The sequence below is a fragment of the Clostridium zhoujianii genome, from assembly GCF_051590805.1.
Taxonomy (GTDB): domain Bacteria; phylum Bacillota; class Clostridia; order Clostridiales; family Clostridiaceae; genus Clostridium.
In genome coordinates this window covers 1-3,112 of sequence record NZ_JBPUTF010000010.1, presented here as the reverse complement: position 1 = coordinate 3,112, position 3,112 = coordinate 1, and the positions used below count along the sequence as shown (strand labels likewise).

The 3,112-nt window shown below is 49.4% G+C and carries 1 tRNA gene and 1 rRNA gene; both read left to right on the top strand.

Annotated features, from left to right (window positions below):
* Positions 1 to 2: 2 nt before the first annotated feature.
* Positions 3 to 79: transfer RNA gene (locus tag ACSYT2_RS18505), tRNA-Ile, on the top strand.
* Positions 80 to 189: 110 nt separating this feature from the next.
* Positions 190 to 3,096: ribosomal RNA gene (locus tag ACSYT2_RS18500) — 23S ribosomal RNA — on the top strand.
* The last annotated feature ends 16 nt before the right edge of the window (positions 3,097 to 3,112 follow it).

The following is a 3,112-nucleotide window of genomic DNA, read 5'->3' as shown; positions in this document are numbered from 1 at the left end:
AAGGGTCTATAGCTCAGCTGGTTAGAGCGCACGCCTGATAAGCGTGAGGTCGATGGTTCGAGTCCATTTAGACCCACCATTGTTCTTTGAAAATTGCACATAGATATATATTGTTTGTATAATACAACAAGCCAAGAAATATTCTTTGTATATTTAAACTTAGTTTCATTAATAAATGAAATATAAATAGGTCAAGCTACAAAGGGCGCATGGTGAATGCCTTGGCATCAGGAGCCGATGAAGGACGTGATAAGCTGCGATAAGCTTCGGGTAGGCGCACATAGCCAGAGATCCGAAGATTTCCGAATGAGGAAACTCACATGGGAAACCCCATGTATCCTATAGTGAATACATAGCTATAGGAAGGTAAACCCAGGGAACTGAAACATCTAAGTACCTGGAGGAAGAGAAAGAAAAATCGATTTTCTTAGTAGCGGCGAGCGAAAGGGAAAGAGCCCAAACCAGAGATTTATCTCTGGGGTTGCGGACAGAACATTAAAGAGAAATCATGATTAATTGAAGACAACTGGAAAGTTGAGCCATAGAGTGTAATAGCCACGTAAGTGAAAATTATGATAATCGAGTTCTGATCCAGAGTACCACGAGACACGTGAAACCTTGTGGGAAGCAGGGAGGACCACCTCCCAAGGCTAAATACTACCTGATGACCGATAGTGAAGCAGTACCGTGAGGGAAAGGTGAAAAGAACCCCGGGAGGGGAGTGAAATAGAACCTGAAACCGTGTGCCTACAACCGATCAAAGCCCCTTATGTGGGTGATGATGTGCTTTTTGTAGAACGAGCCAACGAGTTACGGTATGTAGCAAGGTTAAGTACTTAAGGTACGGAGCCGAAGGGAAACCGAGTCTTAATAGGGCGACTAGTTGCATGCCGTAGACCCGAAACCGGGTGACCTATCCATGGCCAGGTTGAAGCGAGGGTAAAACTTCGTGGAGGACCGAACCACGTTGCTGTTGAAAAAGCATGGGATGAGCTGTGGATAGCGGAGAAATTCCAATCGAACTCGGAGATAGCTGGTTCTCCTCGAAATAGCTTTAGGGCTAGCGTCGGATGTGAGTAGTGGAGGTAGAGCACTGAATGGGCTAGGGGGCATAGCGCTTACCGAACCTTATCAAACTCCGAATGCCACATACTATTAGTCCGGCAGTCAGACTGCGAATGATAAGATCCGTAGTCAAAAGGGAAACAGCCCAGATCGTCAGCTAAGGTCCCAAAGTGTAAGTTAAGTGGAAAAGGATGTGGGATTTCTAAGACAACTAGGATGTTGGCTTAGAAGCAGCCACTCATTGAAAGAGTGCGTAATAGCTCACTAGTCGAGAGATCCTGCGCCGAAGATGTCCGGGGCTCAAACTTACCACCGAAGCTACGGGTTCACACTTATGTGTGAGCGGTAGAGGAGCGTCGTAATCGGGCTGAAGTCGTACCGTAAGGAGCGGTGGACTGATTACGAGTGAGAATGTTGGCATTAGTAGCGAGATGTGGGTGAGAATCCCACAGGCCGAATATCTAAGGTTTCCTCAGGAAGGTTCGTCCGCTGAGGGTTAGTCGGGACCTAAGCTGAGGCCGAAAGGCGTAGGCGATGGACAATCGGTTGATATTCCGATACCACCACAATCGTTATTATCGATGGTGTGACGGAGAAGGATAGGATGTGCTAACTATTGGATGTTAGTCTAAGCGTTTAGGGAGTTAGGATAGGCAAATCCGTTCTAACAATTCTGAGGCGTGATGGGGAAGGTTCTACGGAACCGAAGTATCTGATTCCATGCTTCCAAGAAAAGCATCTAGAAAGAGAAGTGGTGCCCGTACCGCAAACCGACACAGGTAGATGAGGAGAGAATCCTAAGGCCGGCGGAAGAATCACAGTTAAGGAACTAGGCAAATTGACCCCGTAACTTCGGGAGAAGGGGTGCCTGCGAGAGCAGGCCGCAGAGAATAGGCCCAAGCAACTGTTTAGCAAAAACACAGGTCTCTGCTAAAGCGAAAGCTGATGTATAGGGGCTGACGCCTGCCCGGTGCTGGAAGGTTAAGGGGAACACTTAGCGCAAGCGAAGGTGTGAACTTAAGCCCCAGTAAACGGCGGCCGTAACTATAACGGTCCTAAGGTAGCGAAATTCCTTGTCAGGTAAGTTCTGACCCGCACGAATGGCGTAATGACTTGGGCACTGTCTCAACTGTGAATCCGGCGAAGTTGTAGTGCGAGTGAAGATGCTCGCTACCCGCGATTGGACGGAAAGACCCCGTAGAGCTTTACTGTAGCTTAGCATTGAATTTCGGTATTGTCTGTACAGGATAGGTGGGAGACTTGGAAACTAGGGCGTCAGCCTTAGTGGAGTCGTCCTTGGGATACCACCCTGATAGTACTGAGGTTCTAACTGGACGCCATGAATCTGGTGACAGGACATTGTTAGGTGGGCAGTTTGACTGGGGCGGTCGCCTCCTAAAAAGTAACGGAGGCGCCCAAAGGTTCCCTCAGAACGGTCGGAAATCGTTCGTAGAGTGCAAAGGCAGAAGGGAGCCTGACTGCGAGACCTACAAGTCGAGCAGGGACGAAAGTCGGGCTTAGTGATCCGGTGGTACCTCGTGGGAGGGCCATCGCTCAACGGATAAAAGCTACCTCGGGGATAACAGGCTGATCTCCCCCAAGAGTCCACATCGACGGGGAGGTTTGGCACCTCGATGTCGGCTCGTCGCATCCTGGGGCTGAAGTAGGTCCCAAGGGTTGGGCTGTTCGCCCATTAAAGCGGCACGCGAGCTGGGTTCAGAACGTCGTGAGACAGTTCGGTCCCTATCCGTCGCGGGCGTAGGAAATTTGAGAGGAGCTGTCCTTAGTACGAGAGGACCGGGATGGACTGACCTCTGGTGCACCAGTTGTTCCGCCAGGAGCATGGCTGGGTAGCTAAGTCGGGAAGGGATAAACGCTGAAAGCATCTAAGCGTGAAGCCCACCTCAAGATGAGATTTCCCATAGCATAAGCTAGTAAGACCCCTTGAAGAACACGAGGTTGATAGGTCAGAGGTGTAAGTGCAGTAATGTATTGAGCTGACTGATACTAATAGGTCGAGGGCTTGACCAAATAAATAACGAGAATA